17 protein-coding genes are annotated in these 19,038 nt (G+C 58.0%); 2 read left to right on the top strand and 15 right to left on the bottom strand.

Annotated features, from left to right (window positions below; genetic code table 11):
• The 13 genes from VMV64_RS15720 to VMV64_RS15660 form a co-directional block, all read right to left on the bottom strand.
• Positions 1 to 689 (bottom strand): HAMP domain-containing protein (locus VMV64_RS15720; RefSeq protein ID WP_325332019.1); only part of this gene is annotated, 689 nt, incomplete at its 3' end.
• A gap of 172 nt (positions 690 to 861) precedes the next feature.
• Positions 862 to 1,086, bottom strand: a complete 225-nt coding sequence (locus VMV64_RS15715) for a hypothetical protein (RefSeq protein ID WP_325332017.1) — start codon at positions 1,084 to 1,086, stop codon at positions 862 to 864.
• Between the two features lie 258 nt (positions 1,087 to 1,344).
• Positions 1,345 to 2,088 carry a Crp/Fnr family transcriptional regulator gene (locus VMV64_RS15710; protein WP_325332015.1) on the bottom strand — a complete coding sequence of 248 codons (744 nt, stop codon included), beginning with the start codon at positions 2,086 to 2,088 and terminating at the stop codon, positions 1,345 to 1,347.
• An 87-nt stretch (positions 2,089 to 2,175) separates the two neighbouring features.
• On the bottom strand, positions 2,176 to 2,454 hold the full coding sequence (locus VMV64_RS15705) for a hypothetical protein (protein ID WP_325332013.1): 279 nt from the start codon (positions 2,452 to 2,454) through the stop codon (positions 2,176 to 2,178).
• A gap of 108 nt (positions 2,455 to 2,562) precedes the next feature.
• Entirely contained in the window at positions 2,563 to 2,865 is a 303-nt protein-coding gene (locus VMV64_RS15700) for a hypothetical protein (RefSeq protein ID WP_325332011.1), read from the bottom strand.
• 544 nt (positions 2,866 to 3,409) lie between these two features.
• Positions 3,410 to 3,922, bottom strand: a complete 513-nt coding sequence (locus VMV64_RS15695) for a zinc ribbon-containing protein (RefSeq protein ID WP_325332009.1) — start codon at positions 3,920 to 3,922, stop codon at positions 3,410 to 3,412.
• Between the two features lie 88 nt (positions 3,923 to 4,010).
• Positions 4,011 to 4,205: a hypothetical protein gene (locus tag VMV64_RS15690; RefSeq protein ID WP_325332007.1), complete on the bottom strand. Its 195-nt coding sequence runs from the start codon at positions 4,203 to 4,205 to the stop codon at positions 4,011 to 4,013.
• A 220-nt stretch (positions 4,206 to 4,425) separates the two neighbouring features.
• On the bottom strand, positions 4,426 to 5,019 hold the full coding sequence (locus VMV64_RS15685) for an MlaD family protein (RefSeq protein WP_325332005.1): 594 nt from the start codon (positions 5,017 to 5,019) through the stop codon (positions 4,426 to 4,428).
• Entirely contained in the window at positions 5,009 to 5,800 is a 792-nt protein-coding gene (locus VMV64_RS15680; RefSeq protein ID WP_325332003.1) for an ABC transporter ATP-binding protein, read from the bottom strand. Before VMV64_RS15680 ends, VMV64_RS15685 begins: the two co-directional genes overlap by 11 nt.
• Entirely contained in the window at positions 5,797 to 6,939 is a 1,143-nt protein-coding gene (locus tag VMV64_RS15675) for an ABC transporter permease (protein ID WP_325332001.1), read from the bottom strand. The genes VMV64_RS15680 and VMV64_RS15675 overlap by 4 nt, the downstream gene beginning before the upstream one ends.
• A gap of 415 nt (positions 6,940 to 7,354) precedes the next feature.
• Entirely contained in the window at positions 7,355 to 7,582 is a 228-nt protein-coding gene (locus VMV64_RS15670) for a ChaB family protein (RefSeq protein WP_325332000.1), read from the bottom strand.
• A 263-nt stretch (positions 7,583 to 7,845) separates the two neighbouring features.
• Positions 7,846 to 8,001 carry a DUF3096 domain-containing protein gene (locus VMV64_RS15665; protein ID WP_325331998.1) on the bottom strand — a complete coding sequence of 52 codons (156 nt, stop codon included), beginning with the start codon at positions 7,999 to 8,001 and terminating at the stop codon, positions 7,846 to 7,848.
• Between the two features lie 14 nt (positions 8,002 to 8,015).
• Positions 8,016 to 15,434 carry a GH36-type glycosyl hydrolase domain-containing protein gene (locus VMV64_RS15660; RefSeq protein ID WP_325331996.1) on the bottom strand — a complete coding sequence of 2,473 codons (7,419 nt, stop codon included), beginning with the start codon at positions 15,432 to 15,434 and terminating at the stop codon, positions 8,016 to 8,018.
• A 159-nt stretch (positions 15,435 to 15,593) separates the two neighbouring features.
• Here VMV64_RS15660 and VMV64_RS15655 point away from each other — a divergent pair, with 159 nt between their 5' ends.
• Both VMV64_RS15655 and VMV64_RS15650 read left to right on the top strand, forming a co-directional pair.
• Positions 15,594 to 16,235, top strand: a complete 642-nt coding sequence (locus VMV64_RS15655) for a hypothetical protein (RefSeq protein WP_325331994.1) — start codon at positions 15,594 to 15,596, stop codon at positions 16,233 to 16,235.
• Positions 16,236 to 16,443: 208 nt separating this feature from the next.
• Positions 16,444 to 16,776, top strand: a complete 333-nt coding sequence (locus VMV64_RS15650; RefSeq protein WP_325331992.1) for a hypothetical protein — start codon at positions 16,444 to 16,446, stop codon at positions 16,774 to 16,776.
• A gap of 241 nt (positions 16,777 to 17,017) precedes the next feature.
• Here the strand turns inward: VMV64_RS15650 and VMV64_RS15645 are convergent, their stop codons facing one another.
• Together VMV64_RS15645 and VMV64_RS15640 are read right to left on the bottom strand one after the other, a co-directional pair.
• Positions 17,018 to 18,163 (bottom strand): ionic transporter y4hA, encoded by a 1,146-nt coding sequence (locus VMV64_RS15645; protein ID WP_325331990.1) that lies wholly within the window; start codon positions 18,161 to 18,163, stop codon positions 17,018 to 17,020.
• A gap of 79 nt (positions 18,164 to 18,242) precedes the next feature.
• A complete protein-coding gene (locus tag VMV64_RS15640) occupies positions 18,243 to 19,028 on the bottom strand; it encodes a response regulator (protein ID WP_325331988.1) in 786 nt (261 codons plus the stop codon).
• Positions 19,029 to 19,038 lie beyond the last annotated feature (10 nt).

Below are 19,038 nucleotides of genomic sequence, written 5' to 3'. Positions count from 1 at the left end.
CCCTCGGTGCCCACTTCGCGCGCCACCCGCGTCACCTCCCCGGCGAACGCGCCGAGCTGGTCCACCATGGTGTTGACGGTGTTCTTCAGCGCCAAGAGCTCGCCCTTCGCATCCACCGTGATCTTCTGCGACAGATCGCCGCTGACGACCGCAGCCGTGATCACCGCAATGTTGCGCACCTGGTTGGTCAGGTTGGCGGCCATCAGGTTGACGTTGACGGTGAGGTCATTCCAGATGCCGGCTACGCCCACTACCTGCGCCTGGCCGCCGAGCTTGCCCTCGGTGCCCACTTCGCGCGCCACCCGCGTCACCTCCCCGGCGAACGCGCCGAGCTGGTCCACCATGGTGTTGACGATTTTGGCGGTGCGCATAAATTCGCCCTGAATCGGCTTGCCGTCCACTTCCACGTCCATCTTCTGGATCATATCCCCCTTGGCCACCGCACCGATCACGCGCGCCATTTCCGTGCTGGGCCAGACGAGATCCGAAATCAGCGTATTGACCGACTCGATCTGGCGCGCCCATGCGCCGCCGACAGATCCCAACGGAATGCGCGTCGCCAGCTTCCCTTCCTTGCCCACCACCTTGCTGATGTGGTCGATGCCGAGGGATGCTTTGTCGTTCAGCGCAATGATGTCGTTGAGCGTGTCGGCGATCTTGCCGTCGATGCCGATCCAGTCCAGCGGCATGCGCGCCGAAAAGTCCCCTTTTTTAACCGCCGTCAAGACGCTCAATAACAGTTTTGGGTCAAGTTCCCCCTGCGATGCTTGTCCTGTGGTTACAACTTTCATTTTTGGTCCTCTTTTGTGGATCGCAAGGATTCTGTCGCATTAAGTGCTGTGCATAGGAAGAGCTTGTTCATCACTTCGGCGGCCGCGTAGCCCAGCATGCGCTCGGCGCCAACGGTGAATATCTGGAGACGCCCTTCACGTCGGTGGCGATGCTCGAGAAATTGGCGCTGTTGAGAGTCGCGCTCTGCAGGGCCCCGGTTTTAAGCAAGGCCTCCTGGCGTCGGATCTCGGTGATGCCTTCCGCCGTGTCAGCGGCGGGGTTGAGAATGGCGGGGTCGCGATATTTTTTGGGCATGGCTTACCTCTGTTAAAGCGTGAATCAGTCTGGCGGATCGCGCGGCCAAAGGTGTTGAGCAGCACCTCACCTACTTATACGCTCATCCTGCACAAAAAATTACATGCTTTTGCTTGCAGGTGCCGGGGGGAGTAAATTGAGTCCGTGGATGAATGCTTGAGCAGGCATTCTGCATTGTAGCGATTAAGCCTGCCGCTCTCCGTGCGTTACCACACATAACGCGAAGATTTAATGCAAAGCGTGAAGCAGGACCAAGGATTAACCGGGACTGGCTGAGGGATCCTGGCGATTACGGACATCGCACAGCAAGCGATGGAATTCCTTCTTGACTACGTTGTAGCATTCACAAGTGTGGGATTCCAATCCCGATCGATCAAGCACGGTGATGTGACCCCGGCGGTAACTAATCAAATCAGCGCGCTGCAAATTCCCGGCGGTTTCCGTAATGCCTTCGCGGCGTACGCCGAGCATGCTGGCAATCAATTCCTGTGTCATGGTCAATTCATTCGAGGGCAATCGATCGAGAGTCAGCAACAGCCAGCGACACAGTTGCTGCTCCACCGAATGATGCCGATTGCAGACCGCAGTTTGAGATATCTGGGTAATTAATGCCTGGGTGTAGCGCAGCATCAAACGCATCATCGGCCCAGCGCGATTGAATTCCTCCATCATCAACCGCGCCTTCAGTCGGTAACCGTGGCCCGCAGTCTGCACGATGGCCCGGCTGGGCGTGGTATTGCCGCCCATAAAAAGTGAAACCCCGAGTACGCCCTCATTGCCCACTCCCGCGATTTCGGACGATGCGCCGTTCTCCATGACGTAGTGCAGGGACACGATGGCGGTCGTCGGAAAATAGACGTGCTGCAACTGGCCGCCGGATTCACAAAGAACTTCGCCCAGCGGCATCGCGACCAACTCCAGGTGGGGAGCGATGCGCTCGAATTCAGCCGTGGGCAGAGCGGCGAGAAGATGGTTTTGATTGGGGCTCTGCGGGGTATCCATTGCGGTCTCTGAATGATCGCCTAAGCGGGATGGGCATCACGCGTACAGCATACACGCTTTGCCCCTTAAGCGCGTTACCACAAACACCTACAGCGCAATGCGGTTGAACTCCCGCGCGGAGGCCGGATCGCGCCCGAACGGTTTTTCGACGATGACACGCGCCTGATCGGCCAGGCCCGTAGCACCGAGCCCTTTGATAACCATGGCAAACAGCGCGGGTGGGGTGGCGAGGTAGTGGGTCGGGCATCGGGCGTCGCCCAGCACCTGCTTGAGCGCTTTGAACGTACCTAGCAGCCTGCCGGGCTTAAAGGAAATCGGCTGCAAAATGAGCTGGCCGGTGCATATTTCCCAGCTTTCCTTCGCCAATATGAATAACTATTGGCTTGAAAATCGGGAAAATCTGCCCTCGACCAGTTCATTTTTGCGAGCAGCCGCAACGCGGCTTGCCTGCCTGACCCTCTGCGCTTCGATTCTTTAAGTCCGACAGGCTGCTAGTTCGTTGTAATCACCGTCCACGTATTGGAGCAGGGAATGAAGGTGGTCGAGGGCGTCCCGGTCATCGATCCTGCCCGCTTGCTTGATGCTGTCCGTCGCCTGTTTGCGCAGTTGCGCCAGGCTCCATTTCGGGGCGGCGACGCCTACCACCGGCACGCTGAGGGCGCCGCGCTTGGCGATCGCGTAGAGCGCCGGAAAGATCATCTTGTAGGCGATGTCGCCGGTCACGCCGAAGATCACCAGCGCATCAGTCGGCGTCGTGTGGCTATAGGTATTGCCCATCTCAGCGCCCCTGTTTGTTCTTGTCATGCCCGCCACACAGCTTTCGCATCTCGCAGGAATCTCTCTTGCCCACACTATGGGTTAGCCGTCTACTGGAACCACCCCGGAAAATCCATCCTTTTACCAGCCGCAGGCCAAGTTTGGCGCGCCTCAGAAGAAGCCAGATGCCCACTTTTAGGACAGATGGAGGAGCAGACGCTGTCGCGGTTTCTTTGGTTTTAGTGGATGAAAAATGCATATCCAACCTCCGGGGTAAACTGTTTTCGTTAATTATGAAAACAGTCTGCCACTTCTTCACGGGACGTGCTGTGCGTTAACGCACATAGAGCCCAGGAAACGACAGTTAGCCGTAAGGCAAAGGCTCGCAAAATATGCCCTCGCCCAGCCGAAGTTTGCCACCATCCGCTACTCGGCTTGCCTGCTTAACCCACTTCGCTTCGATTCTTCAAGCCCGACAGGATGCTAGTGGGCGCATCTCGTTTTATTTGTGACTAGTAGCCTTGATCTCCTTGTCGGGACTGTGACCTGGAAATTGCGATCTGAATTATTCAAAATTCTGCCGATGAAAGTGCGTACTGTTGCACTTGGGGCAAGGGGGGATGTGGCCCGGTTTGTGAAAATGCAATTTTTCACCACACTGATCGCAAACCAGCGTTCCTAGCCCAGTGAGCTCACCGGTATGATATTCGGCGCTTGCCGCCTGTTGCTTTAATCGATACAGCGCTTTCGTGGTCTGATCCGCCGCTGCGGAAAAACGATCCCAAAATTCGCGCTTCATCAACTCCACGTCAAAGCCCACCCATTCCTTCAAATCCTTGCCGGTCTTGTCCAGATACCCCGCAGCATCGTTCAGGTCCCGTTTCACATAGGCTTCCAGTTTGACAACTTCATCTTCACTAAACTTGGTCAAGGCCACGATATCGCCCCGAATCTCAGCGATCATTTGGTGGACGGCGGCACCGCTTTGATGCGCTTTCTGCTGCGCCTTCTCCAGCAACAATTCATAAGCTTCACCCATAGACTCGATGGGATCGTGCGGCGGAAGTGATTTCTTCATTTTGACGCTCCTTTAAATGGTGTTATTTCACCCCGTTTTACTCGGATATTCAGATGACTGAACCAGGTACACAGGCCCCAAGGTTCTGTTAGCCTAGCAATTTCTTTTCGATATCATCCAAGGCCTTGCGCATTTCCACCAGGATTAGTTTATCCGCAACGCCTTGATCGATTTCCGGTACATCCCAATCGAATATGGCGCGATACTTTTCGACCAAGCTTTTCACGTCAGCGATAATTTGACTGCGATGTCCCTCCAATTCCATCTCTTCGATTTTTGCCATTTCATTTTCTCCTTGATCTTTAGGTGCCGAGCCATGGCTACGGTTGCGCTACTGATTTCAGTAATTAATGATAGATGCTAATTCTCGCAAATACGCAGATGGCACTGCACTGAACAAAGTGACAACTGATCGTACAGTGTGCTTCTTATTGAGGGCCCTTTCCGTGAGCCATGAAGATAGCAAATGAGGGGAATCTTCAGGAACGGATTACGATTTCCTCTCACTTCCTTCGGGCATCATTGTTCTCCTTCTCAGGGCGTCTGAGCAGCAGGGAAGGGTTGGCCTTGACCTTATCTGTCAGCGCACCGACGTTCGTTACGACTTTCTTGATCTGGTCCTCCAAAGCGCCGAATTTCTCGACCAGCTTCGGCAACTCGTCGAGCATGGCTTTGAGGCCGGTTTTTTCCGATGGAATCTCGGGAATCTTGTCCGGGGGCGTGACCGCAAGCAGGGTCTTCGCCGCCGGGTCTCCACCGTTCAACTCGATAAAAACGACACCGGTGATGCCTTTCAGAGCGAGGGTGGCACGGGTGTCGGTCTTGACCGGGGTTTCCTTGCGCAACCTCACATCCACAAGTACCAGGCGCGAATTGTCAGGATCGATAATCATCGACTTGACTGTGCCGACATCGATACCCCGGTATTTCACTGTATCGCCGACCGTGAGCCCGCTTACCGATTCGGGAAAATGGATACGGTAGAGCACATCATCATGGCGGCCGGCACTTCCCAGCCACACGGCAAAAATTGCTGCGGCAACGGAGAACCCGATGATGAACAGCCCTTCGAAAAAATAGTGCTTGTCAGTTTCCATGGCTTGGTTTCCTTGCTTTCATTGCGCCTTCCGCCCTCGGCCCGTGAAAAAAATCGTGAATCCACGGATGGTCGGATTTCATCAGCTTGTCCGCCGTGTCGACGGTTATTTTCCTGTCGACCAGCACGGCGATGCGGTCGCAGACGGTAAACAAGGTTGTGAGATCGTGCGTGACGATAACGACGGTAATCCCGAGGCTATGGTTGAGCTGCCGGATCAGTGCGTCGATGCCGCCTGCGGCGATCGGGTCGAGATCGGAGGTGGGTTCGTCGAGAAAAAGAATCTTCGGGTCGAGCGCGAGGGCCCGCGCGAACGCAGCGCGCTTCACCATGCCGCCGGAAAGCGCGGAGGGAAACTTGATGCCGGTATCTGCCGGCAAACCGGCAAGCGCTAGTTTCATCGCCGCGATCTGTTCCTGCTCTTTGGCCGGCAGCGCCGTATGCTCGCACATCGGCAGCATGATGTTCTGCGCGACCGTCAGCGAGGAAAACAATGCCCCTTGCTGAAACAGCACACCGATGAGAGCAGCCTTTTTCGCCGCGCCGATGGATTGAACCGACTTGCCGTTGAGGAAAACTTCGCCGGCATCAGGCTGGTGCAGGCCAACCAGTGTTTTGAGCAAGACAGACTTGCCTGATCCCGATCCGCCGGCGATGCCGATGATTTCGCCACGCGCGATGTCGAGGTTGAGTTTATCGTGTACCACCTGCTTGCCGAACCGGTTGACGATACCTTGCGCAGAAAGGATCGGTTCGGAATGCGCTTTGGCCCGGCTGTTCATATGCCAAGGAGTTCGAACAGGATGGAGAAGAGTGCGTCGAGCGCGAGGACCAGGAAAATCGATTTCACCACGGCGCGGGTGGTCTCCCGGCCGACACTCTCCGCCGAGCCGCTCACCCGGAGTCCGTGCATGCAGCCGACGATGGCAATGAAGAAAGCAAAGATCGGCGCTTTGACCAGACCGACAAAGAGATCGCTGCCGTCGACAACGTGCGGCAAGCGCGTCAGGTATTGCGTCGGCGATACATCCAGCAGGAACTGGGCAATCGCGGCGCCGCCAATCAGGCCCAGGATGTCGGCAAAAAACGTGAGCAGCGGCAGGGTGATGACCAGCGCGATCACCCGCGGCACGACCAGCACCTGCATGGGCTCGATGCCCATCACTTTGAGCGCGTCGACTTCCTCGCGCGTCTGCATGACGCCGATTTCGGCGGTGAAGGCGGAGCCCGAGCGGCCAGCTACCATGATGGCCGTGATCAACACGCCCATTTCGCGCAATACCGATACCGCCACCAGGTCGATGGTGAGATCCTCGCCGCCATAGGGGCGCAGCTGGGCCACCCCCTGATAGCCGATGACAACCGCGATCATGATGGCCATCAGACCGATGATGGGCAGCGCATGAATGCCGGTTTCCGTTACATGCCGTGATATAGCAGCCGGGCGCAGGCAATGCGGGTGCATCAGGGCGTTAAGGGTCCAACTCGCTGCACGACCGACAAAAGTGATGACATCGAGCGCCTCGTGCCTGGCATCGTGTGCCCCTTTGCCGAGTTGGATAATGATCTGGCGCCACTGTGGAACGGATTCTACTTTCGGTAACGGCTTGAGGTCGAGCCCGCAGATGAGATCGAGCAGCGCCAGGTGTTCGGCGCGGATGCCGGTGAGTTCCACACCCTTGTCACGAAGACCGCACAGAAACAGCGCACCCGGCGTGTCCAGACTGTCGATCCCGGAAATATCAAGCACGTGGGATGGTCCTTTCCTCGACCATTTTTTCAGGAAATTTCTTGCTTCGAGGAGCGTGACTATTTCAAGCGCACCCGCTAGCGCGAGACGATCGCCATCGCCGCTGACGACAACCGTTGGTGGAGACGGGGCCGCGGAAACTTGCTGCTTGTTGGCAGGCACATTGTTCACGGTGGGTCAGGAGTTCCACAAATTTAGAATGCATTAAGGAATTCAGACTCGACATTTCCGCGTGTCGGCGCGGGCGTACTGTATTGTCCTGCAGGGTATTCGAAACACCAGGCGATATCTGTACGCTATCGCACATACCGGATTGAGTTCAATTCCCTTGAACCACGCGCACCGACACGCAGCGGTCATTCGGCATCCGGGCAGGCAATCACGGTCACGGTGCGTGGTGCGCTTCTTTTGGCATGAGTATCGGCCGCGCCGTATCTTGTCGAACAGCGGCCTGCATCGCCGGCATGCACTTAGCCATAAGACTCTCCTCTGTTGAATCGGTTGTCGCCCTGGTCCGGCTTCACGTCAGGCATCAACCCTTGGGAATTTTTACATTAGCTTCCCAGATACACACTACACACTATAATCATTCTTTTGCTGCCCACGTATCACCGGTCTTTTCATATTTTTTCTTCACCGCTGACCATGCCACCTTATGCGCCGTTTCTTCCTGGGAAGCATCTCCCCGGCGTTCTTCAGGGCTCGCATATTCCTGCCAGGCGCGATTAAATGCTTCCCGGTAAATATCCTGTGCATGGGCAGGAAGTACATTGGTTACATTTTCTGGTAAATCTTTATTGGTTTTATAGGGCATAACATGGCTCCTTGGTATTTATAGCAAAACACATGGGGTCAGACACCCATGGCACTTACTTAAACGATAACCGCGATAACCGCATGAATAATGAAAGAAGCCGGCTGGCCTGGTGGTCGGCTTTAGTCACCAAACCCTCGTAGAGGGCTGTTTTGGTTGTTGCGTTCATCAGATTTAGCTGGTTTGATCAACCTCTGCGGATAGAGCGATACCACCCTGGCACACTTTGCCAGCGACACTGGTCGTAATTCTTCGCGCTGCTATCACCGGATATGAAAACCGCTCCCGCCGAACAGCCCGATCAAGCCGATAATAATCAGATAGATTGCGACGATGTAGTTCAGCAGACGCGGCACCAGCAGAATGAGAATGCCGGCGATCAGCGAAACCAGCGGGGCGAGGCTTAAAGTCATGTTCATGTTTATCTCCTTGGTTATGAGTGAACTGGGGGTGATGCCATTATTCTCACTTCGACCGCGTGATCCTGGCGGTCGTCGATCAGCGGAATGATGTTGTCGGGGCGTTCGACGCCGTCCACCGTGACGCGGATCACCTGCTCCGACTGTTCACCGACGCGCTGGACGGTGATATGGTAGACGGTTTCGCGATAGCGGTAGTGGATTTTGTACGACTCCCAATGGGCCGGGATACACGGTGCAATGCGCAGATGGTCCACTTCCAGTTGCAGGCCCAGTAGTGTTTCCACGGTCAGCCGGTACATCCAGCCCGCCGCCCCGGTGTACCACGTCCAACCGCCCCGGCCGGTGTGTGGCGGCGCCCCGTAAATATCCGCGCACATGACGTACGGCTCGACCTTGTAGCGTTCGATCTCCGCAGGCGTGCTGCCGTGATTGACGGGATTGAGCATGGCGAACAATTCCCAGGCGCGTTCCCGGTCACCCATCATGGCAAACGCCGTCGTGGCCCAAATCGCGGCATGGGTATATTGGCCGCCGTTCTCGCGGACGCCGGGCACGTAGCCCTTGATATAACCGGGCTCCAGGTCTGATTTATCGAAGGGCGGGGCGAGCAGTTGGATTAACTGCGCATCGCGTCGCACCAGGCGTTGGTCCACCGCAGCCATCGCCTGGCGGGCTCGCAGGGGATCGCCACCTCCCGAAATGACCGCCCAACTCTGGCTGATCGAATCGATTTGGCATTCGTCATTGTCGGACGAGCCCAAGGGGGTGCCATCATCGAAATAGGCGCGCCGATACCAAGCGCCGTCCCAGGCATTGGCCTCGATGTTGTTGCGCAACAGCGCCGCCTGCCCGGTGCAAACTTCGGCAAAGGCCGCGTCGTCTCGGCCACGCGCCAGGCCGGCAAACAACTCAAGGTTCTCGTACAGGAACCACGCCAGCCAAACGCTCTCGCCCTTGCCATCACGACCGACGAGATTCATGCCATCGTTCCAGTCGCCGCAACCCATCAGCGGTAATTGATGTGCGCCGAAGCGCAAACCATGTTTGATAGCACGCACGCAATGTTCATAGAGGCTTGCCGCTTCAGTCGAACGTTGCGGCTGGTCGTAGTAAGCCTCCTCTTCCGGAATCAACTCGCGGCCTACCAGAAAATGGACGGATTCGTCGAGTACGCCCGTATCCCCGGTCGCCAGCACATAACGACAGGTTGCATACGCCAGCCACAGATAGTCATCGGAGAAATGGGTGCGCACGCCTTGCCCGTTGGGCGGATGCCACCAGTGTTGCACGTCGCCCTCGAGGAACTGGCGCTCGGCGCAACGGATCAACTGCTCGCGGGCGAGCCACGGTGTCGCATGGATCAACGCCATGGTGTCCTGCAATTGATCGCGGAAACCGTAGGCGCCGCCGGACTGATAATAACCACTCCGGCCCCACAGCCTGCAGGACAAGGTCTGGTAGACCAGCCAGCCGTTAGCCAATACGTCCAGCGCCGGATCCGGCGTCTCCACGTGCACCGCGCCCAAGGTGTGGTTCCAGTGTTCCCACACCGTTTCCAATGCCTGCCGTGCGCGAGCCGGTCCGCTGAAGCGCTGGATGAAATGCTGCGCTTCGTCGCTGTTGTGGGCCGCGCCGAAGATGAACACGATCTCGCGCTCTTGGCCTTCGGCCAGTTCGATCTGGGTCTGGATCGCGGCGCACGGATCAAGGCCCGCACCGGTTCTGCCCGACAAACGCTTGCGGCGCATCGCCGCCGGGTTGGCCAGCGAGCCGTTGCGGCCAATGAACTCTGTTCGGTTTCCGGTCACCGTACGCTCCAGCTCGCTGACCTGCGCAAAGACCACCCGATTGGCGCATTCGCGGCCGTAAGCATTGCGGGCAAGCAGCGCCCCGCTGCGGGGATCCGTTTCGGTCACAATGTGCATCAGATTGGCGTGTCGCCACTCGCCGAGCACCAGCTCCCAATACCCGGTCAGCGACAATCGACGCGGGCGCCTGGTATGGTTGCGCAGCTTTACCACCACGAACTTCACCGGTGCGTCCATGGCGACGTAGGTGAACAGTTCCGAAGAGATGCCGGCTTCGTAATGCTCGAACACGCTGTACCCAAACCCGTGCCGGCACACATACCCGGACCGGCCGCGGGCGGGCAACGGCGTTGGCGACCAGAATGCACCCGTTTCCTCGTCGCGGATGTATAGCGCTTCGCCGCTGCTGTCGCTAAGCGGGTCATTGTGCCAAGTGGTCAGCCGGAACTCGTGCGCGTTTTCCACCCAGGTATAGGCGCTCCCGCTCTCGCTGACGACCGTGCCAATGTGCGGGCTGGCGATGACATTGGCCCACGGCGCCGGCGTATTCTGACCAGGCTCGAGGGTGACGACGTATTCGCGTCCGTCGGGCGTGAAGCCCCCCAGGCCGTTGCAGAAAATGCGTTCGCGCGCTGACAGCGGATAGACCCGGTCAACTGCCGGTCGCTGTACTGGTGCCAGAAGATCAGATACACGCTCTGCCGACACGCGGCGTTCCACCTGCTCGACCAAGGTCTCGGCGGTGTCGCTGAACACGACGCGGGCGACAGTCTGGAACAAGACCCGGTCCTCCTCGGAAAGTTCTTCGGCACGCCGCACGAAGACCCCACCCGGTTTGTCGATAATTTGCGCTTCGGGACCCGAGTTGATCAGCCCCATGATCTGGTCTTGCAGAACCGCACGGTAGCCCGAGAAATCCTCGTTCACGATCACCAGGTCCGCAGCCAGGCCCTTCATCCGCCAATAGGCATGGGCTAGCAGCACCTGTTTTACCAAATCGATGCGGTTCAAGTCGCCGATGCGCATCAGGACGATCGGCAGGTCGCCCGAGATAGCAAAGCGCCACAACCCGGACTGACCAAGCCGGTTGCGGGCAATGACGCTGGGCGCGGCGCGGCGCAAGGCATTGCCGTAAATGACGGAGGTGGCCAGACGGCCATAGATTTGTGCATCGGCTTCGCTTGCGTTGAGGTGGCGCAGCACCTCCTGACTTTGGAACCAGGCCATTTCAAAGGCACGCTCAACGAAGTGCCGGTCGCAGTACTTCTCAAGCAAAGCCAATGCTGCCTCGCGCGTGTCCGCGACACCGGAGATGATCTGCACGCTCGCCGATTTGTCGGGTGACAAGGTGATGGTGCGGCGGATCGCCACGATGGGATCGAGCACCGAACCATCCGTGTTCGACAACCGCTTTGATAAATGGGCGGGGCTGTCACTGCGATCCAGTACCACCGGGTTGGCCGCCGTTCGACCTCGCCCGATGAATTTGGCGCGGTCAGTCTCGTAAGACGGCTCGTCGGCAACCACACCAGGTGCTGCCAACAGGTGAAACATCCACGGCACCTGCTCTCCCGGTGTGCGGCGGCGCCGCGTACAGAGGATCGCCTGCCGGTCGGGCAGGATTTCGGTTTGCACGAACAGGTTGCTGAAAGAGCGATGGGCCAGGTCGGCATTCAGCGGCGCCAACACGACCTCAGCGTAACTTGTTACCTCGATATGGCGGGTACGGGACGACTGGTTGGTCAGCGTGACACGGCGGATCTCGACATCGTCTTCAGGTGAAACGCTGATCTCGGTGTGCGCTTCGATCGCCTGATCGCGCCGCCGGTATTCAGCGCGCGCCTGCACGAAAATCGCCTCGCAGTGATCGGCCTTGCGCAGTGTCGGTTGATACCCGGTTGACCAATAACGTCCCGTGTCGCGGTCGCGCAAGTAAATGAATGTGCCCCAGCAATCGGCAGTGGCGTCCTCGCGCCAACGGGTGATGGCGAGGTCGCGCCAGCGGCTGTAACCTCCACCGGCATTGGTCGCCATGACGTGGTACCTGCCGTTGGACAAAAGGTGAACTTCAGGTATCGGCGTGTTCGGGTCGGTAAACACGCGCATGATCGCGCCTTCTTCTGCGGCAGGGGGACGCGCGGCGGCGCTCACTTCAGCAGCGTGTGGGTGCAACGTGGCTCCCTTCTTCGGCACACGTTCCTGCAGCAACAATTCCGTCGCCCGTACCAGGGGGGCAGACATGAATCGGCGCTGCATCGGCCGGTTGAGCAATACATGCTCAAAGGCCAACAGGCTCATGCCTTGATGATGCGCCATGAAGGACCGTACGATGGCGTGATTCTTGCCCCGCTGCACACGCGATGGGGTGTAATCGACCGCTTCGTAGAATCCATAGACGCCGAGGAAACCCGTGGCGGCCAGCGTCTGCAAGTTGCGGCAAGCTTCCCGCGGCATCACCGTCAGCGCCAGCGCGCTGGCGTAAGGAGCGATGACCAGGTCGTCTCCCAGCCCGCGCTTGAAGCCTAGTCCGGGTACGCCGAACGCCCGATATTGATAGACTTGGTGCATATCGGTGGCGTTATAGCAGGACTCGGAAATGCCCCAGGGCACAGCGCGTTGTCGGCCGTATTCGATCTGGCGCGACACCGCGGCCTTGCAGGTCTGCTCCAACAAGGTGTTGTCGTAACTCGGCATGAGCAGCTGCGGCATGAGGTACTCGAACATCGAACCGCTCCACGAAATCAAGCTCACCTCGCCGCCATGACTGGTCAGCAGGCGGCCGAGCGAGAACCAATGCTTCTGCGGTACCTGTCCCTGCGCGATGAGCAGGAAACTGGCCAGGCGCGCTTCTGATGCCAGCAGATCGTAGCAGGTTGGATCGCGGCGCCGTTCGCCTACGTCGTAACCTATGGCCAGCAAACCGCATGACGTATCGTAGAGAAATTCAAAATCCATCAGCGCCAGTTCGCGGCAACGATCCACCAAATCGTCGATGATACGGAGCCGCCCCACCGCGCCCTTATAACGTGATCCTGCCGCCGCGGCTGACGCCAGCGCTTTCGTGTCGACTGCGCTCCCTCTGGCCAATTCCGCCAGTGTCGGGATGTCGCTGAAGTGCCGCGGCTCGGGCACCAGGAATCCAAGGTCAGCTCGAAGTGCGCGGGATTGCTGCTCGAATTCCTGCGCCCAGTAATACAGTTCGCCATCGATATCGATATCCGCTGGCAACCCTGCAACCAGCTCCTCGCCAGCGAGGTGAATCTTGTCCAGCAAGCTGTCGGCGGCAGCCAGTGTCTGCGCTTTGGGTGTGAGTTCAGGCAAAGTGAGCGAGTGCAGGGTGTCCTGCAAGAACTTGATCTTCTTCGCAAAATCCAGGGAGGGTAACGAGGGCAGGTGTTCGACAAGCACTTGCAAGGTGTCCTGCAGCCCCTGAAATGCGTTTGATGACAGCACCGGCTGATCTTTCAACTCGGCCAGTCCCGCTTGCAAGGTGAGCAAGCTGCCGACCAGATTGCCGCTGTCCACCGAAGAGACGTATTGCGGGTGTAGCGGTTGCAGCGTGCGCGTGTCGTACCAATTGTAAAAATGGCCGCGGTAGCGTTCCAGCTTTTCCATCGTAGCCAGTGTGTTCTCGGCAAGGCGCAGGAATTCTCCGGTGGAGATGTAACCGAAATCATACGCAGCCAAGTCCGCCAGCAGCGACATGCCGATGTTCGTCGGCGAGGTACGCGAGGCAATGGCCGGAGCCGGATATTCCTGGTAGTTATCGGGCGGCAACCAGTTGTCCCGTGGACCGACGAACTCCGCGAAGAAGCGCCACGTTCGCCGGGCCGACGCCCGCAGGAACGCCCGTTGATCGACGCTCAAGTCCGGTGCGGGGGACACCAGCGGCATGCTGATCCACCAGCCGACGACTGGCGACGCCAGCCAGAGCAGCAAGACGGGCGCACAGAAGAGCAATTCCGCCGACCGGTTGGCCCCCAATCCCCAATCCCCAGACAAAGCCAAGCCCAATCCCAGCAACATCGCCAGAACAGGCGCGATCCACATCTCCCTAAAAAAACCGGCCAGCGTACAGCGCGCGTTGCGACTTGCATAGGATGGCAGTTGCCAGAGCAACAATCCGCGTCGAGTGAACAGCATCCGCACCCCCGAGCGCAGGATCGCATCCAGGCAAATCAGCGTGTCGTAGGGCAAAAGGACCAGTGTCAGCAAAGCCATCAGTATTGGGCGGCTTGCGGATTTGCTGGTCAGGATCAGGTGCACCAGCCAATCACGTTCTTCAGGCTTGCGGATGAGCTCGATCACGGTGGACAGCAAGGTGGGCAAGAACACCACGGCCGCGACCAGCAGGATCCAGAACCACGCCGGTCCCGGGCCAAACAACCAACCGCCTGCCAGCAAGGCCAGCAGCGACGGTGGCACGAGGCTGCGTCGAAGGTTGTCGAAAATTTTCCACACCGACAAGGCGGTGAGCGGGTTCGGTTGCCGCTTCGCCTTCGATTCCTTTGGCTCGGGCGGCCCGGGCACGCGCGGGAGCAGCCAGCCGGCAAGCTGCCAGTCGCCGCGTATCCAGCGATGGCGCCGGCTGGCCTCCATGGCGTAACTGGCCGGATGTTCTTCAATGAGGTCGACATCGGTCACCAGTGCCGAACGCGCATACCCGCTTTCCAGCAAGTCGTGACTGAGAATGAGATTGTCCGGAAAGCGCCCATCGACGGCCTGACGAAAAGCGTCCACATCGTAGATGCCCTTGCCGATGAACGACCCCTCCCCGAAAATATCCTGGTAAACATCCGATACCTCGCGCGTGTAGGGATCGATGCCTGAGTCACCCGCGAACAGTCTCGCAAACCGTGACTGGCCTGCACTGGTCAGGCTGATCGAAGCGCGTGGTTGCAGGATCGCATAGCCTTCGACGATGCGTCCCTTGTCGGCATCGTATACCGGCCGATTGAGCGGATGAGCGAGGTTGCCAATCAGTGTGCGTGCCGCGTCGCGGGGCAGTTGCGTGTCAGTATCCAGGGTGATGACGTACTTGATCGAAGCGAGGATGGACGGATCGCCGACAATATCCGAGAATGCGGTTTTCGCTACTCCCCGCAGCAAGGCATTGAACTGCTCCAGTTTGCCGCGCTTGCGCTCATATCCCATCCACACCCGTTCGTAAGGGTTCCACACCCGAGGTCGATGAAACAGGTAGAAGACGCACGGACGGTCCTCGCGGTAGGTCTCGTTGAGCGCCTGAACCGCTGCGCGCGCGTGGGCGAGCAACGCCTCATCGTCTGGCAGAGTGCGCGCTGGCGCGTCATGGAAATCCGTCAGCAAGGCAAAGAACAGATTGGGATCGCGATTGCCGAGGTAGCGGATCTCCAGGACTTCGAGAAGATCGTCAATCTCTTGCGGCCTGCTCAGCAAGGTGGGGACGATCACCATGGTGCGGTGAACGGATGGAATGCCCTGCGAAAAATCCAGTCGTGGTAAGGCGCGAGGCGACAAGACCAGCGTGACCAACAGGTTCACCAGCGAGACGGCCAGCGCCGATACGCCGATGATGCCGGTGCCTAAAAAAAACCAGTAGCGCCAGTCAGCTAAGCCCAACCCGCCGAAAGAGGAAAGCACGACCGATGTCGAGAGTAGCGTGAGCAACAGGATGGGGCCGAGGTAAAGGCTAAGGCGGAAATTACGGTTCGCTCTTCTGATCCACGATTTCCATGACCAACGGCAACCGACCGCACGCTCCAGACTCTGCCGTCCGTGATCGATCAGATAGTATCCGACATGCGCGCTGCGGTCGTTGGCGCCCAATCGCTGTGCAGCCGTCTGCGCGAGAGTAATAGCTGCGCGTGCGATCACCAATTCACTGCGCGAACTGCCCTTCGCCACGTCTTCGATGACATGCCGGTAGCGGTCGCGGGTGGCGAAATCCTGGCCGGCGTGCATCCCCGCCGGGTCTTCACGCAATGTCTGTTCGACGACACTGAGCGACTCGACGAAATTCTTCCAGTCCATTGCGCCGATGAAGCGCAGGCTGCCGATACTGTTTGCGATCGAGATCTGGTTGGCGGCGGCCGTTCGGCCTGCGGCCTCCGACAACTGCGTTGCAGTCACCCCTTGTTCGAGCAGTTTTTGCTCGACCCAGGTCTGAACGAACGCCATGGCGGGCCCCTGAGCCTGGAGTCTGTCGTAAAACTCCTCCACAAACGGCGCGGTCAGAGGCACATCGGCATTGGCAAACTCGGCGAGCAGCTGGATCAGCTGCTTCGGCTCCCTTTCGGCCGTCGCGAGCATGCGGTCTGCCCATGTAATGGCCGCGTCGCGCTCTTCGCGCCGACGGGCGATACGCAACCCAACGCGGCGAAGGTTTTCCAGCAGCGCCAGCTGCAGCATGATCGGGAATGCCCACAATTCGCCCAGCTTTAACGATTCAGCGGTCTGGTAGGCGGCGATGAATTGGGTGGCGTTGTCGCTGTCGACACGACCGTCCATGTGGGAGATCAACTCCAACGCCAAGTCATAGATGCGGGGGAAACCGGCTGACAGGCCGTCAGCCAGTCGCGGCAACTGCCGGCTGTACCCGCGCGGCAGATGCCGACGCGCCAGACTGATCTGCTGCTCGATCAGATAGAAATTGTCGAGCAACCAGGCTTCTGCCGGCACGATTCGCTGCCCCTGCGTGGCTGCGGCTGTCACGACGTCATACGCCGCCAGCAGAACGCGCGCGTTGTCCGCCAGCCGTGGCAGCAACCTGTCCGGCCCCGGACGCGGATCGATTCTATGCTGGCCAGCCAGCGTTACCGCGTGGCGCTTCAGTTGCTCGATGCTGAACAGCTCCGAGCGCAGCAACTCGGTATCCCGGCCGCTACGCAGCGCATTCCGTGTGCGTGCCGAAAATCCGAACTCTTTGATGACTATGACATTCTCCTCGCTCGCACTCGGGGTAGTCAGCGCGGCACGGGACTGATGGCCTGTGTTTGCCGAAAACTCATATCTTTCGGGCGATGCCGCCCCGAGTGACGCTCATGCCGATATCACAAAATCGGGATTCGCGGCGCGAAATTTTCACGCCGCATCGAAATCTGGATGACCCTCTTGGAAAACAACCGGTTCTGAGAACCGTCCACGATAATTAGACTCCTCTCCGCAGATGCGCACCGTGCGCTAGCGCACATAATCGCTACATAGCTAGCAACCCGTCGGACCGATCAACGCTGAAAAATAAGCAGCAGGTAGGCAAAAAACAACAATAAGTGGACAGCGCCGAGGAGAACGTTAGTGCGGCTGCTCGAAAACGTCATGGTGCTTAATACCAAAGTCAACGACAGCAATGTGATATCGACGGGTTCCAGGCCGAGAATAATCGGTTTGCCGGTCAGAAGCCCGAACATAAGAACTGCGGGAATCGTCAGCCCGGTAGTGGCGAGTACCGACCCCAGCAGGATGTTGACGGATCTTTGCAGGTCGTTGGCCAATGCGGCGTGCACTGCCCCAAGCGACTCGGGGGTGAGCACCAGTACGGCGACCAGGAATCCGGCCAGCGCGACCGGCGCGCCTAACACGCGTATCGTAAAATCAATCGGCACGGCGAGCTGCTGGGTAAGGATCACCAACGGTCCCATATACGCCAGCAGCAGCAATACGTGATACGGAACCGAGTAGACTTCATGGACAACCCGCCACTTCCGTTTCGCATCCTTTGCTTCCGCTGTCGGCCGCGAAGTTCTAAAGTAGGCACGATGGCGTCCGTTCTGGATCGTAAGAAAGATGCCATACAAGGCCAGTGATACGATGATCAGGAACGCTGCCTGGATTGGAGAAAATGTCTGGTCAGGTGACGAGCGCGTGTAGTTGGGTAGAACAAGCCCGATTACGGCCAGAGGCAGAATGACCGCTAGAAAGGAATTGGCACCCTGAAGATTGTAGTCCTGCTCCTTGTACTTTAATCCGCCAATCAGTAGCGTCAGCCCGACCATGCCATTCAGCACGATCATGATTACCGCAAACATCGCATCACGGGCCAGTGTCGGGCCACCATGTCTGGTCGACATCGTGGCGACGATGATCATCACCTCGATGCCGGTAACGGCCAACGTCAATACCAATGTGCCCAGCGGTTCACCGAGTTTCTCCGCCAGGCTTTCCGCGTGCCTCACAACTGCGAAGATAGAAAAAATGATGATGAGCAATAGCCAGGTCAGCATGAACGTGAAGCGTACCGGGTGCGAAAGGTCGGCGAGCAGGCTTTGGCCGAAGACGACGAACACCAGTGTGGTGGCCAGATTAACTAACAGCGGCCACTCCTGCAGTAGCCCCAGACCCATTTTTTCGACGCGGTTCACTAGTTCGGCCATTTCATAACAGGCAGGTTCTCAGACAATTTTTTTATGCATAGCGCTGCTCTTATCGACATATTCCGGTCATGCACACCCGTTATGCCAAATCTTTATCAATTTGTTCATTGATGCGATCAAGCAGCGGGCGCATTTGGCTGACGATGTCCCGTGCCTGATCCATGTTCACACTATCCTTGCCAAGTTCCAATGCCTGACACAGGTTGGCAAACCCCATTGCCCCCACCATGATGGCCGGCGCTCTATTGTGGTGCCCCAATGTGCCGAGTGCTGAAAGGTCGTTGCGTTTCAGCGCCGATTCGATCTTTGTTAAATCATACCGGGCTGATGTCAGGAACTTAAGGGCAAATTCACGCATCTCCAATTTATTGCCGCCAATCAATTCGGCCGGCACCGACAGGTCAATGATATTCGGGTCACCTGCCCAAGCTGTGTCGATGGTCGATGTGGGGGTTATGACAGAAAATGGCATTTGTTGCGGTCGCGCCTCAAGCCACCGAGCAAGCGTGGTATAGAGCATATCGGGTCTGAATGGCTTGCTGATGAAGTCATTAAAACCGGCGGCAATACAACGTTCGCGATACTCGTTCGATGAGCTTGCCGTCATGGCAATCACCGGTGTTTCCGCTAAGGCAGCATCAGCGCGGATGAGCCGCGTAGCTTCAAAACCGTCCATCACCGGCATCTGTATATCCATCAACACGCAGTCAAAATGATCTTTGCGCAACAAATCAATCGCCTCTGCTCCATTTTGGGCGACGCATACGGTAGCCCCGGCATTTTCAAGGAATTCGACGGCTATTTCCTGATTGAGCAGATTGTTTTCTACCAGCAGAATTCGCGCACAAAATATATTTTTATACATAAATATCAAT

The organism is Sulfuricella sp. (genome assembly GCF_035531155.1).
Taxonomy (GTDB): Bacteria; Pseudomonadota; Gammaproteobacteria; order Burkholderiales; family Sulfuricellaceae; genus Sulfuricella.
The sequence above is the reverse complement of the archived record's forward strand: the minus strand, read 5'-3'. Positions and strand labels throughout refer to the sequence as shown.

Coding starts and splice junctions, on each gene's coding strand:
- VMV64_RS15645 (WP_325331990.1), bottom strand. CDS start 18,163: ATGGCCGAACTAGTGAACCGCGTCGAAAAAATGGGTCTGGGGCTACTG.
- VMV64_RS15695 (WP_325332009.1), bottom strand. CDS start 3,922: ATGAAGAAATCACTTCCGCCGCACGATCCCATCGAGTCTATGGGTGAA.
- VMV64_RS15685 (WP_325332005.1), bottom strand. CDS start 5,019: ATGGAAACTGACAAGCACTATTTTTTCGAAGGGCTGTTCATCATCGGG.
- VMV64_RS15640 (WP_325331988.1), bottom strand. CDS start 19,028: ATGTATAAAAATATATTTTGTGCGCGAATTCTGCTGGTAGAAAACAAT.
- VMV64_RS15710 (WP_325332015.1), bottom strand. CDS start 2,088: ATGGATACCCCGCAGAGCCCCAATCAAAACCATCTTCTCGCCGCTCTG.
- VMV64_RS15670 (WP_325332000.1), bottom strand. CDS start 7,582: ATGCCCTATAAAACCAATAAAGATTTACCAGAAAATGTAACCAATGTA.
- VMV64_RS15700 (WP_325332011.1), bottom strand. CDS start 2,865: ATGGGCAATACCTATAGCCACACGACGCCGACTGATGCGCTGGTGATC.
- VMV64_RS15690 (WP_325332007.1), bottom strand. CDS start 4,205: ATGGCAAAAATCGAAGAGATGGAATTGGAGGGACATCGCAGTCAAATT.
- VMV64_RS15665 (WP_325331998.1), bottom strand. CDS start 8,001: ATGAACATGACTTTAAGCCTCGCCCCGCTGGTTTCGCTGATCGCCGGC.
- VMV64_RS15655 (WP_325331994.1), top strand. CDS start 15,594: ATGCGCGCTGCGGTCGTTGGCGCCCAATCGCTGTGCAGCCGTCTGCGC.
- VMV64_RS15680 (WP_325332003.1), bottom strand. CDS start 5,800: ATGAACAGCCGGGCCAAAGCGCATTCCGAACCGATCCTTTCTGCGCAA.
- VMV64_RS15715 (WP_325332017.1), bottom strand. CDS start 1,086: ATGCCCAAAAAATATCGCGACCCCGCCATTCTCAACCCCGCCGCTGAC.